Origin of the sequence: Pseudomonas sp. NPDC012596, from assembly GCF_042902325.1 — a bacterium.
GTDB lineage: Bacteria > Pseudomonadota > Gammaproteobacteria > Pseudomonadales > Pseudomonadaceae > Aquipseudomonas.
Map to the genome: position 1 here is coordinate 118870 of NZ_JBIBEB010000013.1, position 17051 is coordinate 135920.

General features: G+C 63.8%; 13 protein-coding genes. 10 read left to right on the forward strand and 3 right to left on the reverse strand.

The genetic code is table 11. The features are described 5' to 3' along the window. Window positions 1-55 precede the first annotated feature (55 nt). The 5 genes from ACFY68_RS17015 to ACFY68_RS17035 all read left to right on the forward strand — a co-directional run bounded on the left by ACFY68_RS17015 (window position 56) and on the right by ACFY68_RS17035 (window position 6344). Window positions 56-1111, forward strand: coding sequence for a GlxA family transcriptional regulator (locus ACFY68_RS17015; RefSeq protein WP_387529503.1), 1056 nt, complete (start codon window positions 56-58; stop codon window positions 1109-1111). An 81-nt stretch (window positions 1112-1192) separates the two neighbouring features. Further along, window positions 1193-2398, forward strand: coding sequence for an NAD(P)/FAD-dependent oxidoreductase (locus tag ACFY68_RS17020; RefSeq protein ID WP_387529506.1), 1206 nt, complete (start codon window positions 1193-1195; stop codon window positions 2396-2398). A 137-nt stretch (window positions 2399-2535) separates the two neighbouring features. Continuing rightward, a complete protein-coding gene (gene yghU / locus ACFY68_RS17025) occupies window positions 2536-3375 on the forward strand; it encodes a glutathione-dependent disulfide-bond oxidoreductase (RefSeq protein WP_387529509.1) in 840 nt (279 codons plus the stop codon). A 206-nt stretch (window positions 3376-3581) separates the two neighbouring features. After that, complete coding sequence (locus tag ACFY68_RS17030) at window positions 3582-5285, forward strand: amidase (protein WP_387529512.1); 1704 nt, start codon at window positions 3582-3584, stop codon at window positions 5283-5285. Between the two features lie 141 nt (window positions 5286-5426). Continuing rightward, a complete protein-coding gene (locus ACFY68_RS17035; protein WP_387529515.1) occupies window positions 5427-6344 on the forward strand; it encodes a pyridoxal-phosphate dependent enzyme in 918 nt (305 codons plus the stop codon). 96 nt (window positions 6345-6440) lie between these two features. Here ACFY68_RS17035 and ACFY68_RS17040 read toward each other — a convergent pair whose 3' ends face one another. Continuing rightward, entirely contained in the window at window positions 6441-6899 is a 459-nt protein-coding gene (locus ACFY68_RS17040) for a metallophosphoesterase family protein (RefSeq protein WP_387529518.1), read from the reverse strand. A 236-nt stretch (window positions 6900-7135) separates the two neighbouring features. Here ACFY68_RS17040 and ACFY68_RS17045 point away from each other — a divergent pair, with 236 nt between their 5' ends. Together ACFY68_RS17045 and ACFY68_RS17050 are read left to right on the forward strand one after the other, a co-directional pair. Further along, window positions 7136-8233 (forward strand): carboxynorspermidine decarboxylase, encoded by a 1098-nt coding sequence (locus tag ACFY68_RS17045; protein ID WP_387529521.1) that lies wholly within the window; start codon window positions 7136-7138, stop codon window positions 8231-8233. A 34-nt stretch (window positions 8234-8267) separates the two neighbouring features. Beyond that, window positions 8268-9512, forward strand: a complete 1245-nt coding sequence (locus ACFY68_RS17050; protein WP_039602482.1) for a saccharopine dehydrogenase family protein — start codon at window positions 8268-8270, stop codon at window positions 9510-9512. Window positions 9513-9566: 54 nt separating this feature from the next. On the opposite strand, the gene ACFY68_RS17055 is transcribed toward ACFY68_RS17050, so the two are convergent. Together ACFY68_RS17055 and mqo are read right to left on the reverse strand one after the other, a co-directional pair. Then, window positions 9567-10613, reverse strand: a complete 1047-nt coding sequence (locus ACFY68_RS17055) for a class I SAM-dependent methyltransferase (protein WP_387529524.1) — start codon at window positions 10611-10613, stop codon at window positions 9567-9569. A gap of 225 nt (window positions 10614-10838) precedes the next feature. Continuing rightward, window positions 10839-12416 (reverse strand): malate dehydrogenase (quinone), encoded by a 1578-nt coding sequence (gene mqo / locus ACFY68_RS17060; protein ID WP_387529527.1) that lies wholly within the window; start codon window positions 12414-12416, stop codon window positions 10839-10841. A 155-nt stretch (window positions 12417-12571) separates the two neighbouring features. Between mqo and ACFY68_RS17065 the strand changes: the two genes are divergently transcribed. The 3 genes from ACFY68_RS17065 (at window position 12572) to ACFY68_RS17075 (ending at window position 16963) form a co-directional block, all read left to right on the forward strand. Further along, window positions 12572-13792 (forward strand): putative DNA modification/repair radical SAM protein, encoded by a 1221-nt coding sequence (locus tag ACFY68_RS17065; RefSeq protein ID WP_387529530.1) that lies wholly within the window; start codon window positions 12572-12574, stop codon window positions 13790-13792. Next, window positions 13783-14625, forward strand: a complete 843-nt coding sequence (locus ACFY68_RS17070; RefSeq protein ID WP_387529533.1) for a TIGR03915 family putative DNA repair protein — start codon at window positions 13783-13785, stop codon at window positions 14623-14625. The genes ACFY68_RS17065 and ACFY68_RS17070 overlap by 10 nt, the downstream gene beginning before the upstream one ends. Before the next feature lie 169 nt (window positions 14626-14794). Further along, the gene (locus ACFY68_RS17075) at window positions 14795-16963 is read left to right on the forward strand and encodes a TonB-dependent siderophore receptor (protein WP_387529536.1); all 2169 of its coding nucleotides are present in this window, start codon (window positions 14795-14797) and stop codon (window positions 16961-16963) included. The last annotated feature ends 88 nt before the right edge of the window (window positions 16964-17051 follow it).

Sequence of the window (17051 nt, forward strand, 5' to 3'; positions counted from 1 at the left end):
CCGAGGCTGTCCATACTCGTTGGACCGAAGCGCCTCTCAGCCAGCGGGCCCAACCATGACCGATATCGCCGCTCAGCTTGAACCCCCGCTCCTGCCCATCGACCACCCCCGGGTGGTGGTTTTCGTCGCGTATGAGGCCATGGGCCTGCTCGACCTCAGCGGCGCACAAACAGTGTTCTGGGCTGCCACAAAGGCCATGGCCGAGCGTGGCTTGCCGGGCTATCGCCTGCACACCGCCAGCCTCGACGGTGGCCTGCAGCCCACTGCCGAAGGCCTGACGGTGGCCACCGAGCGCCTGGATGATGTAATGGCCCAGGCCGTCGATACGCTGATCGTGCCCGGCGCCCCGGACATTATTCGTACCCTCCCCGGCCACGGCCCGCTGGTGGCCTGGCTGCGCCGCGCCAGCCTGCACGCCAGGCGCACCGCGTCGGTGTGCAGCGGCACCTTTCTGCTGGCCAGCGCCGGCCTGCTCGATGGCCGCCGCGCCGCCACCCACTGGGCCATGTGCGAAGTGCTGCGCCGCGACTTCCCGGCGGTGCAGGTGGACCCTGAATCCATATTCGTCCAACACGGCACGGTGTGGACCTCTGCAGGGGTGAGTGCCGGTATCGACATGGCCCTGGCGCTGGTCGAACTGGACTGCGGCCGCGACGTGGCGATGCAGGTGGCGCGCGAGCTGGTGGTGTTTCTCAAGCGCCCGGGCGGCCAGGCGCAGTTCAGCGAGCTGCTCAAGCTGCAGGGCCAGGACTGCGCCGAATTCGAAGCCTTGCACCTGTGGCTCAACGCCCACCTGGGCGACCCGCAACTGACCGTCGAGCGCCTGGCCGAACAGGCGCACATGAGCCTGCGCAACTTCACCCGCGTGTACAAACTCAAGACTGGCCGCACCCCGGCCAAGGCCATCGAGGTGTTCCGCCTTGAAGCGGCGCGGCGCCAGCTGGAAAACACCGACAGCCACATCGAACAGATCGCCCGGCAGTGCGGTTTCGGCAGTGAAGAGCGCATGCGCCTGGCGTTCCAGCGCCACCTGGCAGTCACCCCGCGCGACTACCGCGCACGCTTCGCCCGCTGTGTGCCGCTGGCCGAAATTCAGGGTTCTTTGGCCTAGGGTGCGCGCTTCGTCGCCCGTAACATCGTTGACCGCAAACACGGACTACCTTGTTTATCCGGACCTTCCAGGAGCACAACGATGAAAAATATCCTGATCATTGGCGCAGGCTTCGCAGGCCTGTGGAGCGCCCTCGGCGCCGTCCGCCAACTGGACCTGCACGGGCGCACGGATGTCGAGGTGACGCTGCTCGCACCGCAGGCCGAACTGCACGTGCGCCCACGCTTCTACGAACCCGAAGTGCACACCATGGCTGCCCCGCTGGAGGCGCTGTTCGAAACCGTGAATGTACGCTTTGTGCAAGGCACGGCGTTCCATATCGATGAAGCCAGCAAGCGCGTCAGCTACCGCACCCAGAGCGGTACCGAATGCAGCCTCGGTTACGACCGGCTGATCATGGCCTGCGGCAGCGTGCTCAACCGGCCGGACATGGTCGGCATCGAGCATGTGTTCGATGTCGACAAGATAGACAGTGCAGCGCGTCTTGAAGCGCACCTCAAGTCGTTGGCCAACCAGCCCGACACGCCCGCACGCAACACCGTGGTGGTGGCCGGCGGCGGCTTTACCGGCATCGAGACCGCGACCGAACTGCCGGCGCGCCTGCGCGCCATTCTTGGCGAGCAGGCGCAACCGCGGGTGGTGGTGATCGACCGCGGGGCCAGGATTGGTGCGGCCCTGGGCGACGGCATTCGCCCGGCCATCGAGCAGGCATCCGAGGCGCTGGGCATCGAGTGGATCTGCGGTGCTACCGTAGCGTCGGTAGACCGCGACGGTGTGCTGCTGGACAACGGCCAGCGCATCGACGCGAGCACGGTGGTGTGGACCGTGGGCTTCAAGGCCAACCCGTTGACCGAGCAGATCAGCGGCGAACGAGACCGCCAGGGCCGCTTGCATGTGGATGGCAACCTGAAGGTCAAGGGCAACGGTGCGGTGTATGCGGCAGGTGATGTGGCCTATGCGGCGTGCGATGAAGCCGGCAACTACGCGGTGATGTCGTGCCAGCACGCCATCCCGCTGGGCCGCTATGCAGGGAACAATGCCGCAGCCGAATTGATCGGCGTGGCACCGATGACCTACAGCCAGCCCAAGTACGTGACCTGCCTCGACCTGGGTGCCTGGGGCGCGGTGTATACCGAAGGCTGGGAGCGCACGGTGTCGCCGCCGACGGACAAGGCCGAGGCCAAGCTGCTCAAGTCGCAGATCAACACGGTGTGGATCTATCCACCAGCCGCCAATGACCGCGCCGCGGCGCTGGCGGCGGCAGACCCGACCATTCCGGTGGCGTAGTCCACACAGCGCCTGCAGGGGCGGGCCCGCCCGCTCCTGCAGCGCCCATTGCATTTGCACATCGCACAGAACCCATGGCATAGATGCAGGTCCACGTCTGTACGTGACCGCATTGCGCCTTTGAAGGAGTTCCAGGCATGAGCAAGCACCCTTACGTCCCGCCCAAGGTCTGGCGCAACGACGCAGCCTCCGGTGGCCAGTTCGCCAGCATCAACCGGCCGATCGCCGGCCCTACCCATGACAAGGACCTGCCCGTCGGCAAACAGCCGCTGCAGCTGTATTCGCTGGCCACCCCCAACGGCGTGAAGGTCACCATCCTTCTTGAAGAACTGCTCGCCCTTGGCCACAGCGGCGCCGAGTACGACGCCTGGCTGATCCGCATCGGCGAGGGCGACCAGTTTTCCAGCGGCTTCGTGGGGGTCAACCCCAACTCGAAGATCCCCGCCCTGCTCGACCGCAGCGTCGAGCCGCCGGTACGGGTGTTCGAATCGGGTTCGATCCTGCTGTACCTGGCCGAAAAGTTCGGTGCCCTGCTGCCCAAGGCGGGCGCTGCGCGCACCGAAAGCCTGAACTGGCTGTTCTGGCAGATGGGCTCGGCGCCATACCTGGGCGGTGGTTTTGGCCACTTTTATGTCTATGCACCGGAGAAAATCGAATACGCCATCAACCGCTTCACCATGGAAGCCAAGCGTCAGCTGGATGTGCTGGAGCGCCGCCTGGCTGAAAGCCGCTACCTCGGTGGCGATGAATACAGCATTGCCGATATCGCCGTGTGGCCCTGGTATGGCCAGCTGGTGCGCGGCAACCTGTACGACGCTGCGCAGTTTCTTGCGGTGCAGGAGTATCCGCACGTGCAGCGTTGGGCTGAAGACATTGCTCAGCGGCCAGCGGTGCAACGGGGTACCCGGGTCAACCGCACTTGGGGCGATGAACAAAGCCAGGTGCCCGAGCGGCATTCAGCGGCGGACCTGGCCTGAGTGTATCGGGGCCGCTCTGCGGCCCGCTTCCGACCGGTCGGGCGGCAAGGCCGCACCCATAGATTGGGCTGCGGGCGGGCGGGGCGAATCGCACCGACAATGCCGGGTTGCAAAAATCCATTTGCCCCGGCGCAAACCTGCGTCCCCCGTGCCCTTCTTGTACACTCCTCGCAAAAGCCCCCACCTGCACAAATTTTGGTGAAAGCATGATCGAGGTAACCGAGGTTTCCATTGCCGAGCTGCGCGACGCGCTCGAAGCCGGCCGCACGACGGCGGTCGAGCTGGTCCAGGCCTACCTGGCGCGTATCGACGCCTACGATGGAGCCGATACCGCCACTGCGCTGAACGCCGTGGTAGTGCGCAACCCAGAAGCACTCAAAGAAGCCGAAGCCTCCGACGCCCGCCGCGCCCGTGGCGAACTGCTCGGCCCGCTGGACGGCATCCCCTACACCGCCAAGGACAGCTACCTGGTCAAAGGCCTGACCGCCGCCTCCGGCAGCCCGGCTTTCAAAGACCTGGTCGCCCAGCGCGACGCGTTCACCGTCGAGCGCCTGCGCGCTGGCGGCGCCATCTGCCTGGGCAAGACCAACATGCCGCCCATGGCCAACGGTGGCATGCAGCGTGGCGTTTATGGCCGCGCCGAAAGCCCGTACAACGGCAACTACCTGACCGCACCGTTTGCCTCTGGCTCGTCCAACGGCGCCGGTACCGCCACCGCCGCCAGCTTCAGTGCCTTTGGCCTGGCCGAGGAAACCTGGTCGAGCGGCCGCGGCCCAGCCTCGAACAACGGCCTGTGCGCCTACACGCCGTCGCGCGGGGTGATCTCGGTACGCGGCAACTGGCCGCTGACGCCGACCATGGACGTAGTGGTGCCTTACGCCCGCACCATGGCCGACCTGCTGGAAATCCTCGATGTCGTGGTTGCCGACGACGCCGACAAGCGCGGCGACCTGTGGCGCCTGCAGCCATGGGTACCGATCCCGGCTGCCTCTTCGGTGCGCCCGGCTTCCTACCTGGCCCTGGCCGTTGACGCCAGTACCCTCAAGGGCAAGCGTTTCGGCGTGCCGCGCATGTACATCAATGCCGACGCCGAAGCTGGCACCTCCGAAAAACCTGGCATCGGCGGCCCGACCGGCCAGCGCATCAACACCCGCGCGACCGTCATCGACCTGTGGCAGCAGGCGCGCCAGGCCCTGGAAGCGGCCGGTGCGCACGTCGTGGAAGTGGACTTCCCGCTGGTGTCCAACTGCGAGGGCGACCGCCCGGGCGCACCGACCGTGTACAACCGCGGCATCGTCAGCAAGCAATTCCTCCACGACGAACTGTGGGAGCTGTCCGGCTGGGGCTTCGACGACTTCCTGCGCGCCAACAACGACCCCAAGCTCAACCGCCTGGCCGACGTCGATGGCCCGCAAATCTTCCCCCACGACCCCGGCACCCTGCCCAACCGTGAGGACGACCTGGCGGCCGGCATGGACGAATACGTCAACATGGCCAAGCGCGGCCTGAAGACCTGGGACCAGATCGAAACCCTGCCCGACGGCCTGCGCGGGCTGGAAAAAACCCGCAAGCTGGACCTGGAAGACTGGATGGACGCCCAAGGCCTGGACGCAGTGCTGTTCCCCACCGTCGCCGACGTGGGCCCGGCCGATGCCGACGTCAACCCGGCATCGGCGGACATCGCCTGGAGCAATGGCATCTGGGTGGCCAACGGCAACCTTGCCATCCGCCACTTGGGCGTACCGACCGTCACCGTGCCGATGGGCGTGATGGCCGACATCGGCATGCCGGTGGGCCTGACCTTCGCCGGCCGCGCCTACAGCGACAACAACCTGTTGAGCTTCGCTGCGGCCTTCGAGGCGACCGGTTCGCGCCGAATCATCCCGCCGCGTACGCCTGCTTTGGGGTAATCGTGCGCTGAAGGTTTGCGCCATTGCCCACATCGAGCGCCGCCCATGCGGCGCTCGATTTCAACAACATCACAGATTCAACGACATACACCCCGCAGCCCGCGTTACCATCCAGCTCTTACTGAAGCATGGAGCTACGTGATGACGCTGCATATCCACACCCCCCTGATCGAATCCCGCCCGCTGTCGCTGGCCGCCGGCCGTACCGTGTGGCTCAAGCTCGACGCGCTGCAGCCTTGCGGCTCGTTCAAACTGCGCGGGGTAGGCCATGCCTGCGAAGTGCACCATGCCCGTGGCGCACGGCATTTCGTGTCCTCGTCTGGTGGCAACGCCGGCCTTGCGGTGGCCTATGCCGGCCGCAAGCTTGGCGTGCCGGTGACCGTCGTGGTGCCTGAAACCACCACCGAGCGGGCAAAGGAACTGTTGCACCTGGAGGACGCCAAAGTGGTCGTGCATGGCAGCTCCTGGCAAGAGGCCAACGCGCTGGCACAAACCCTGGTCGGCCCCGACGATGCCTTTATCCACCCGTTCGATGACCCGTTGCTATGGGCGGGGCACACCAGCCTGGTGGATGAAGTCGCCGCAAGCGGATACAAGCCCGATGCGGTGGTGCTGTCGGTGGGCGGCGGCGGCTTGCTCAGTGGTGTGGTCGAAGGGCTCAAGCGCAACGGTTGGGGCGATGTGCCGGTGCTGGCGGTGGAAACCGAGGGCGCAGCGTCGCTGCATGCGGCAGTGCAGGCGGGCCATCCGGTGGAGCTGGAGCGCCTGGCTTCGGTGGCGACATCACTGGGCGCCAAGCGTGTGGCCGATCAAGCCATGGTGTGCGTACGCGAACACCCGGTGCACAGTGTTCTGGTCAGTGATCGTGCAGCACTCGAGGCATGCGAACGGTTTTTGGCGGACCATCGGGTGCTGGTGGAGCCGGCCTGTGGAGCGGCGCTGGCGGTGGCTTACAACGCCGAAACGCTGGGTGATTACAGCAATGTACTGATTGTGGTCTGCGGCGGCGCGACGGCGACGCTGGGGCAGATTCAGGCATGGTTGAAGCAGGTCGACTGACATTGACTGTTCTGGCCTCATCGCGGGCAAGCCCGCTCCTACAGAGGCGGCGCTGGGTATGTAGGGGCGGGCTTGCCCGCGATGAGGCCGGAACTGTCAATCCAGTAACGGAATGATCCGCGGTACCAGCCGCTCCCCCTCGATTTCGATCACCGCTACTGTCACCGGCAACTTGAACCGCCGCGGCCCGGCACTGCCGGGGTTGAGATAGAGCCGCCCTTCCCGCCAGTCGATCAGCGGTTTGTGCGAATGCCCGGTAATCACCACCCGCACCGGCTCATCCAGTGCCGCCGGCACATCGGCGATGTCGTGCACCAGCAGCGTCTGCCAGCCGCCCATGTCGAAACGCAACACATCGGCAAGTGGCGCCGCCCAAGGCAGTTTCACATCGTTGTTGCCCCGCACGATCTGCAACGGCGCCAGCGCCTTGAGCACCTCGATGACCTGCGGTTTGCCGATATCCCCCGCATGCACGATCAGCTCGCAGCCCACCAGCGCATCGACCGCTTCAGGGCGCAGCAAGCCGTGGGTATCAGAGATGACGCCAACCCTCATGCTCAGCTCCTGTACGCATCTGCTCGGTAACGGCTACTCATCGGATTCTTCCTTTATCTGCAGCGCCAGCGCTCAGGATGTCACATAGCGTTGTTCGAATGAGCCTGCGGCCTTCGGGAAAATTCCCGCCCAACGGCAAAGACCGCGACGAAATGCTTATCTCGCCCTTTCGATCTGTAGCAAGTGAAGGCACAATGCGTGTCCTTTTTTTGGCCGGCCTGGCCGGGGGCCTTTAAATGATCAAGACGCCGTATTACCTCATCGATAAAACCAAGCTGCTGAGCAACATGGAGAAGATCGCGTACGTGCGCGAGAAGTCCGGTGCCAAGGCGCTGCTCGCCCTCAAGTGCTTCGCCACCTGGTCGGTGTTCGACCTGATGCAGCAGTACATGGACGGCACCACCTCTTCGTCGCTGTACGAGCTCAAGCTCGGCCGCCAGAAGTTCGCCGGCGAGACCCACGCCTACAGCGTGGCCTGGTCCGACGACGAGGTGGAGGAGATGCTCGAGAACTGCGACAAGATCATCTTCAACTCCATCGGCCAGCTGCAGCGCTTTGCCGAACAGTCCGAAGGCAAGGTCCGCGGCCTGCGCGTCAACCCGCAGGTGAGCAGCTCCGACTACCTGCTGGCCGACCCGGCGCGCCCGTTCAGCCGCCTGGGTGAGTGGGACCCGGAGAAGATCGAAAAAGTCATCGGGCAGATTTCCGGCTTCATGTTCCACAACAACTGCGAGAACGGCGACTTCGGCCTGTTCGACAAGATGCTCACGCACATCGAAGAGCGCTTCGGCCACCTGCTGCACAAGGTCGAGTGGGTCAGCCTGGGTGGCGGCATCCACTTCACCGGCGAAGACTACGCGGTCGATGCGTTCTGCGAGCGCCTCAAAGCCTTCTCGGAACACTATGGCGTACAGGTCTACCTGGAGCCGGGCGAAGCCGCCATCACCAACAGCGCCTCGCTGGAAGTGACCGTGCTCGACACCCTGTACAACGGCAAGCACCTGGCCGTGGTCGACAGCTCGATCGAAGCGCACCTGCTCGACCTGCTGATCTACCGCCTCAACGCCAAGATGGCGCCCAACGATGGCGAGCACACCTACATGGTCTGCGGCAAATCGTGCCTGGCCGGTGACATCTTCGGCGAGTATCAATTCGACCGTCCGCTGGCCATCGGCGATCGCCTGTCGTTCATCGACACCGCGGGTTACACCATGGTCAAGAAAAACTGGTTCAACGGTCTGAAAATGCCTTCCATCGCAGTCAAGCAGCTCGACGGCAGCGTCGAACTGGTGCGCGAGTTCGGTTTCGAAGACTATGTTTCCAGCCTGTCGTAAGACCGGCCCTCAAAAGTAAGGAGCAACAGGTAAATTGAAGAAGAACGTTCTTATCATTGGTGCAGGAGGTGTCGCCAAGGTGGTGGCCCACAAGTGCGCGCAGCATAACGACGAACTGGGTCGTATCGCTATCGCGTCACGGAACATCTCCAAATGCCAGGCCATCATCGACAGCGTCAAGGCCAAGGGTAGCCTCAAGGTACCCGCCGACATCCAGGCCTTCTCGCTCAACGCCCTTGATGTCGAGGCCACCAAGGCCCTGATCCGCGAGACCGAATCGCAGATCGTGATCAACGTGGGCTCCGCTTTCCTCAACATGTCGGTGCTGCGTGCCTGCATCGATACTGGTGTCGCCTACCTGGACACCGCCATTCACGAAGAACCGGGCAAGATCTGCGAGACGCCGCCCTGGTACGGCAACTACGAGTGGAAACACCTCGAAGAGTGCCAAGAAAAGAACATTACCGCCATTCTCGGCGTCGGTTTCGACCCGGGTGTGGTGAACAGCTACGCAAAACTTGCGCAGCAACAGTATTTCGACAGCATTGATTCGATCGACATTCTCGACGTCAATGCCGGTTCGCATGGCAAATACTTCGCCACCAACTTCGACCCGGAAATCAACTTCCGCGAGTTCACCGGTCAAGTATGGAGCTGGCAGAACAGCCAGTGGACCAGCAACACCATGTTCGAAGTCAAGCGCACCGACGACCTGCCGGTAGTCGGCTCGCAAAACCTGTACCTGACCGGTCACGACGAGGTCCACTCGATCTCGAAGAACCTCAACGTACCGAACGTGCGCTTCTGGATGAGCTTCGGCGAGCACTACATCAATGTGTTCACCGTGCTGAAGAACCTTGGCCTGCTCTCCGAACAGCCGGTCAAGACTGCCGAAGGCCTGGAAGTGGTACCGCTGAAAGTGGTCAAGGCCGTGCTGCCTGACCCGGCTTCGCTGGCCCCGGGCTACACCGGCAAGACCTGCATCGGTGACCTGGTCAAGGGCACCAAGGATGGCCAGCCACGCGAAGTGTTCATCTACAACGTGGCCGACCACGAAGAAGCCTACGCCGAGACCGACAGCCAGGGTATTTCCTACACTGCTGGTGTGCCGCCAGTGGCCGCGGCCCTGCTGGTCGCCCGTGGCGAGTGGGATGCCAAGCGCATGGTCAACGTCGAGGAGCTGCCAGCCGAGCCGTTCCTCAAGGCGTTGGACGTCATGGGCCTGCCAACCCGCGTAAAAGATGAAAAAGGCGATCGTCCCTGGGACGCTGAAGCCTAAGCCGCAGCAACAGAAAGGGCGCCAGCAAGGCGCCCTTTCTGCTTTTGCAGGCCTTTATTTACGGGCCTCCAGAATCAGGTTGAACGGCGTCTGCGTCGCTCGCCGGAACTGCCTGAACCCCGCCTCCTCGAACACTGCCCGCAGACGCGCCTCCCCGGCCTGCGCACCCAACCCCAACCCAACTTCCTGGGACAGCGAGTTCGGCGTGCAGATAAACGTCGAAGCGGCGTAGAACAAACGCCCGACGGGTGTCAGGTTGCCGTCCAGTGAATCCTCGGCAAAGGGCTCTACCAGCATCACCGTGCCGTCCGGTTTCAACGCCCGATACGCATGCCGGGCCGCGCCGACCGGGTCGCCCATGTCGTGCAGGCAATCGAAGAAGCACACCAGGTCATGGTCAAAGCCTGGGTAATCCTTGGCCGACGCTTGCTGGAAGCTCACCCGCTCCGACACCCCAGCCTCGAGGGCGCGCTCACGCGCTGTGGCGATGGACGGCGCGTGGTAGTCGTAACCGACAAACGTCGATGCCGGATACGCCTGGGCCATGACCAGCGTCGAAGCGCCATGCCCGCAGCCGACATCCGCCACCTTGGCACCGGCCGCAAGCTTGCCAACCACGCCGTCGAGCGCTGGCAGCCAGTCAGCCACCAGAAAGGTGCGGTAACCGGGCCGAAAGAACCGCTCGGTGCCACTGAACATGCACGGGTGGTGGTCGCCCCAGGCCAGCCCGCCATCACCGCGCATCGCCGCCACCAGCTTGTCCTTGTCATGAAACAGCGCGGCGACAACCGCCGCGCCGCCAGCCATATAGGCCGGTGAATCTTCCAGCGCCAATGCCATGGCCTGTTCCTCGGGCAGCACGAAACTGCCCTGCTCATGGACCATGTAACCCGACGCCGCCTGGGCATTTAGCCATTCGCGCACCAGCCGTGGGTGGCAGCCGGTCCTGGCCGCGAGCGCCTCGGGGGTGGTCGGCTGGCTGTCGGCCATGGCCCGGTACAAGCCCAGCTCGTCACCGAGAATCACATTGGCCAGGGTCGCCGCAGCGCCCATGTCGCCCACCAACTTGCCCATGAAATCGTGGAGCCTTGCCTCGTCCATGACCTGCCCTCCTCTGCAAGAAGGCCACCGTCAGCGAGGGATGTCCGGTCCGGGGTAGCGGTGGTCGGATGAATGGTGAGGGCCCGCGGCTATGAGAGCAGCGGCGGGCTATTTGTAAGTTTAGATGTGCTGATCGAACGGCATTGAGATTTGGCCTACACCACAAGCTCGAGCCCATCGCCATCAAACCGGCGACGGGCCCTGCAGTGGCGTAAGCACTGACAGCTACTGCACCGCCCCGGTGCCCGCCGGGTTCAACTGCAGCACCTCATTGGTATACGCCCACTCCTTCTGCACCTCGTCGGGATGGTCATTCAGGCGCATGCCATAGGACGGGATGATCTGCTTGATCTTGGCTTGCCACTGCGGCGACGCCACCTTGTCCTTGAACACCTTGTTGATCACATCGAGCATGATCGGTGGCGCAGTCGAGGCACCAGGCGAAGCGCCGAGCAGGCCGGCGATGCTGCCGTCCTTGGAGGTCACCACCTCCGTGCCCAGCTTGAGCACGCCGCCCTGGCTGTCGTCCTTCTTGATGATCTGCACCCGCTGGCCCGCCTGCCACAGGCGCCAGTCCTCTTTCTTCGCTTGCGGGAAGTACGTGCGCAGGGCTTCGAAGCGGTCGTCGTCCGATTGCAGCACTTGGCCGACCAGGTACTGCACCAGGTCGAACTCACGCACGCCCACACGCACCATCGGCCAGGTGTTGTGCACGCTGACGCTGGCGAACAGGTCGAGCAGCGAGCCCTGCTTGAGGAACTTGGTGGAGAAGGTCGCGAAGGGCCCGAACAGGATCATCCGCTTGCCGTCCAGCACGCGGGTGTCCAGGTGCGGCACCGACATGGGCGGCGCGCCGCTCGCGGCAATGCCGTACGCCTTGGCCATGTGCCGCTGGGCAAGGGCCGGGTTGTCGGTGACCAGGAACGAGCCGCCGACCGGGAAACCGGCATAGTCCTTGGCCTCATCGATGCCCGACTTCTGCAGCAACGGCAGCGCCGCGCCGCCAGCGCCGACGAACAGGAACTTGGCGTCGGTGCTGGCCTTGTTGCCATCTTTGAGGTTTTTGTACTCCACGTGCCAGGAGCCATCATCGTTGCGGGTGATGTTCTCGACCTCGCTGGACAACTTCAGGTCGAAATTCGGCCGGGTCTTCAGGTAGCCCACGTACTGGCGGGTGATCTCACCAAAGTTGACGTCCGTGCCGATCGGCGTCCAGGTCACCGCCAGCTTCTGGTTGGGGTCGCGGCCCTCCATCATCAGCGGCACCCACTTGGCGATCTGCGCAGGGTCTTCGGAGTACTGCATGGGCTTGAACAGCGGGCTGGCCTGCAACGCTTCGTAGCGTTTCTTCAGGAAACGGATGTTGTCATCGCCCCATACAAAGCTCATGTGCGGGGTGGTATTGATGAAGGAATGCGGGTCTTTCAATACCCCCTGCTTGACCTGCCAGGCCAGGAACTGACGGGTGATCTGGAACGATTCGTTGATCTCCACCGCCTTGGTGATGTCGATCTTGCCGTCCTTTTCCGGGGTGTAGTTGAGCTCTGCCAAGGCCGAGTGGCCGGTACCGGCGTTGTTCCAGCCGTTGGAGCTCTCTTCGGCCACCTTGTCCAGCCGTTCCACCATCTGCATCGACCAGCCGGGCTCCAGCTCGTTGAGCCAGACGGCCAGGGTAGCACTCATGATGCCCCCACCCACCAACAGCACATCGACCTTTTTGCTCTCGGCGGCCTGGACGTTAAGCATGCCGAAAGCCAGCGTCAGGCCGGCCAGGGCAAGCTTTGACTTGTGCGTGATATTCATGTCGCCTCCCGCAGCTATCGGTAATGTCCTGCACAAGCTTAGCTGACGGTTTTGCTCGGGTATCGGCCTTGCGCAAGCGCCGTTGATCACCCGCTATTGCAATCAACCCGATCTCAAAATACTGTATGAATAATCAGTGCAGCGAGACAGCCCCAATGCAACTTATCGCCAAGCTCGGGATTCTTGCCGACGCCGCCAAGTATGACGCTTCCTGCGCCAGCAGCGGCGCGCCCAAACGCAGCTCGCGCGGCAGCGAGGGCCTGGGCGCCACCGATGGCATGGGCATCTGCCACAGCTACACCCCCGACGGTCGTTGCGTGTCGCTGCTCAAGGTGCTGTTGACCAACTTCTGCCTGTACGACTGCCAGTACTGCGTCAACCGCCGCTCCAGCAACGTGCCGCGGGCGCGCTTCACGCCTGAAGAGGTGGTGCGCCTGACCCTGGATTTCTACCGGCGCAACTGCATCAGCGGCCTGTTCCTCAGCTCCGGCATCATCCGCTCGGCCGACTACACCATGGAGCAGTTGATCCGCGTCGCCCGCCTGCTGCGGGAGGAGCACAACTTTCGCGGCTACATCCACCTCAAGACCATCCCCGACGCCGACCCGCTGTTGATCGAGGAAGCCGGGCGCCTGGCCGACCGCCTCAGTGTCAACATCGAACTGCCCACCGACGCCAGCCTCAAGCGCCTGGCCCCGGAAAAACAAGCGCACACCATTCGCCAGGCCATGGGCGTTATTCACCGGGGCCAACAAGCCGTGGCAGGCGAACCCAAAGCACCGCGCTTCACGCCGGCAGGGCAAAGCACCCAGGTTATCGTCGGGGCCGACGCCACCGACGACAGCACACTGCTGCGCAACGCCGAATCGCTGTACCAGGGCTACGGCCTGAAGCGCGTGTATTACTCGGCCTTCAGCCCGATCCCAGACAGCCCTGGCAGCGTGCCGCTGGCCGCCCCGCCGCTGCTGCGCGAGCACCGGCTGTACCAGGCCGACTTCCTGTTGCGCGGCTATGGCTACAAGGCCGGCGAGCTGCTTGGCGAGGTAGGCAACCTGGCGCTGGACATCGACCCCAAGCTCGCCTGGGCGCTGGCCAACCGTGAGGTGTTCCCACTGGATGTGAACCGCGCCGACGCCGCGCTGCTGGCCCGCATCCCCGGTATCGGTCTGCGCAGTGTGCAACGGCTGGTAGCGCTGCGCCGCGAGCGGCGGGTGCGCTACGACGACCTGATCCAACTGCGCTGCGTGCTCGACAAGGCGCGGCCGTTCATCATCACCAGCGACTACCGCCCCGCCGAAGGGGAGTTGCGCAGCGGCCTGCTGCGCGCGCGCCTGCGTGAGCCGCAAGCGCCTATGCAGATGGGCTTGTGGGGATGATCGCGCTCGATTGCAACGACCTGTTCGCCACCTGGCGCGACCAGGCCCGCACGCTGCTCGGCCATGGCATCGACCCCGCTGAGGTGAGCTGGGCACAGGGCCCGATCGACGACCTGCTGGCGGTGCCGACGGCACTGCCCGACGGGCCCGGCCCGTTTCGCGCCAAAGTGCCGGCGGCGCTGTTGAGCCTGCTGGAACAGGCGGCACGCTACCGTGGCGAGCAACGTTGGAACCTGCTGTACGAAGTGCTCTGGCGCGTCGCCCATGGCGACCGCACGGCTATGCTTGCCGGTGACCGTCTGGGCAGCGAACTGCACCGGCGCGTCAAACAGGTCAGCCGAGAAGCGCACCACCTGCATGCTTTCGTTCGTTTCGTCCCGCTACCGGGCGCATTGGCAGAGCGGTTGCAACTTGACCTGGTGGCCTACCACGAGCCGGCCCATGACATTCTGCACAGTGCCAGCGCACATTTTGCAGACCGCCTGGGGCGCCAGCGCTGGTTGATCGCCACCCCGCAGGACGGCGTTCGCTTTGATGGCCAGGCTTTCGATTATCGACGCGTTTGCCCTGAAGACTGGCGCCAATGGGCGCGCAATGCCGATGATCCTGGTGCCGAGTTGTGGCGCACCTACTACCGCCATACCTTCAATCCTGCCCGCCTCAACCCTGATGCCTTGCGCATGCACATGCCCGGGCGCTTCTGGCGGCATTTGCCAGAGGGCATGCTGATCCCACAGCTGGAGGGGTTGGCGCGCCAGGGCAAGCAACGCGATGGCCAGGCCGTTGAAGTCGCCGGTCAGCGCGGCAAACAGATCACCCGTCCGACGCCCTGATGGGGCGTCGCTGGCCGCAGCTGCTCTACTGCGCGCTCCGAATGTGAAAAAAATGTAAAAAAATTGGCATACCAGACTTTCACGGTGCGACAAATCCTGACACACTAATTGTTAATCGTTCTCATAAGCACTTTGAATAACGTTTAGCAAGTACAGGAACCCGCCCCTCATGCCGTCGTCTTTCGCGCCCACGCGCACCCTCCCAGCTCGCAATCTGCTCGCCATGGCCGTGTGCATGGCCATCGTCACACCGGCCCTGGCCGAAGACGACCAGCCCGTTACGTTGGAACTGGGCGCCACAGAGATCAGCTCCAACCAGCTGGGCAGCACCACCGAGGGCTCGCAGTCCTACACCACCGGCTCCATGTCCACCGCCACCAAGCTGCCGCTGAGCCTGCGTGAAACGCCACAAGCGGTGACCGTGATGACCCGCCAGCGCATGGACGACCAGGCGATGACCAGCATCAACGACGTGGTCAAGGCCACGCCGGGGCTGTACCTCGACTATTCCAACGGCCCTGGGCGGCAGGCGTATTCTTCGCGCGGTTTCGACATCGACAACCTGATGTACGACGGCATCCCGAGTGGCTACCAAGGCTGGACAGTCGGGGCGCAGCCCAACCTGGCCATGTTCGACCGTGTCGAGATCGTGCGCGGTGCCACCGGCCTGGTGACCGGCTCCGGCAACCCGTCGGCGGCGATCAACCTGGTGCGCAAGCGCCCGTTGGCCGAACAGAAAGTCACCCTCACCGGCGCCGCTGGCAGCTGGGACAACTACCGCGGCGAAATCGATGCCTCCAGCCCGCTCAACGACAGCGGCACCCTGCGCGGCCGAGTGGTGGCGTCGTACCGCGATGCCAACAGTTACATCGATGATGTGGAAGAAGACCACGGCCTGTTCTACGCCGTGACCGAGGCGGACTTGTCGGAAGACACCACGCTGACCCTCGGTTTTTCCCACCAGAAGGACAAGACCAATTACTTCTGGGGCGCCATGCCCACGGCGCTGGACGGCCATCACATGGGCTTCCCACGCTCCTACAACCCGGGCAGCGACTGGGAGAACAAGGACCAGGAGATCAACACCGTCTTCGCTGAAGTGCGCCAGCGACTGGCCAATGACTGGAAACTGCAGGTCAACGCCAACTATTCCCAGCAGGACGCCACCTTCACCGGCTCTTACCAGTCGCGCTGGGCTGGGCTGAATGCGCCGCTGTCGCGCACCGCATACCAGTCCAAGCACCAGGAAAACCAGGCCGGCGTCGACGGCTTCGTCAGCGGGCCGTTCGAGGCCTTCGGCCGCACCCACGAGCTGGTAGTCGGCGCCAGCAAGCGCATCTACGACATGGACACGCGCGACTACAGCCCGTACGACACGAACTGGCCGCTCAATGCTGGCAAACCGAACTTCGTGCACACCGGCAACACCCGCGAAGTCACAACCCAGGAAGGCGTGTACATGACCACCCGCCTGAGCCTGGCTGACCCGCTGAAATTGATCCTCGGCGGCCGCCTGGACTGGTACGACTACGACAACAAGGAAAGCGCCACCGCCGACTACAAGGTCACCCGCAATGTCACCCGCTTTGCCGGGCTGATCTACGACCTGGACGATCACCATTCGGTGTACGTCAGCTACAGCGATATCTTCAACCCGCAGAGCTACAAGGACGCCTCCGGCAGCCCGGTCAAGCCGATCGACGGCAAGAACTACGAAATCGGCGTGAAGGGCGAGTACTTCGACGGCGCGTTGAACGCCAGCGTGGCGCTGTTCCGTATCGATCAGGAAAACCGCGCCGTCTCGCAGACGGACCTGGCGAGCTGCAGCGACCCGACCAACTGCTACGTCGCTTCCGGCGAAGTGCGCAGCCAGGGTATCGACATGGAACTGCAAGGTGCGCTGACCCGCAACTGGCAAGTCGGTGCCGGCTACACCTACGCCCGTGCCCACACCATCAAGGACGCCGCCAACCCAGGTAACGTGAACCAGCGCTTCGACACCGATACGCCGGAGCACATGTTCAAACTGACCACCACCTACCGCTTCGAAGGCCCGCTGGAGAAATTGCGCATTGGTGGCAACATCGCCTGGCAGAGCCGCATCTACAACGACTTCACCGTAGCCGATGGCAGCGAATACCGCCTGATCCAGGGCTCGTATGCGGTTACCGACTTGATGGCCGGTTATCAGGTCAACAAGCATCTGGACTTGCAGCTCAACGCCAACAACGTGTTCGACCGCAAGTTCTATTCGGCTGTGGCCAACTCGGTGAGCTATGCCGGCGACACCTGGGGGGCACCGCGCAACATGATGCTGACGGCCAAGTACAGTTTCTAATACCTAGGGGCTACCCTGCAGCCCATCGCCGGCAAGCCGGCTCCCACAGGCGGGGATTCTGTAGGAGCGGCTTCAGCCGCGAACACCG